At 41.9% G+C, this 384-nt stretch carries 1 protein-coding gene; it reads right to left on the bottom strand.

The window, feature by feature from the left end; all coding sequences use genetic code 11:
- On the bottom strand, positions 1–384 hold a 384-nt coding region (locus IQR33_RS19255), incomplete at both ends, for a phosphoadenylyl-sulfate reductase (protein WP_193843939.1).

Here is a 384-nt window from a genome sequence, read left to right as displayed (position 1 = left end):
AAGCCAAAGAATCGAGTTTCTTCCTCTGACATTCCCGGCTCCCATTTACGAGTGGTATGTGTATCACCAACTGAAAGGTAACCTTCATCCCACAATGGGTGGTATTTAAGGCCGTGTTGTTCTAAGTAGTAATGAACGTCTTTATTAGTCCAATCAATTACTGGTAGAAATTTAAACACACCGTTCTGAATTGATAGAATCGGTAAACCTGCACGAGATTTACTTTGCTCTCGACGCAGTCCAGAGAACCACGTTCCAACATTAAGCTCTTTTAACGCTCGACGCATCGGCTCAACTTTATTGAGCTTGTTGTATTTTTCAATTCCCTCTACGCCCTGCTCCCATAATTTTCCATATTGAGCTTCTTGCCAATTCGCACTTTCT

The sequence above is a fragment of the Vibrio sp. OPT46 genome (assembly GCF_015163535.1).
Classification (GTDB): Bacteria; Pseudomonadota; Gammaproteobacteria; order Enterobacterales; family Vibrionaceae; genus Vibrio; species Vibrio alginolyticus.
The sequence above is the reverse complement of the archived record's forward strand: the minus strand, read 5'-3'. Positions and strand labels throughout refer to the sequence as shown.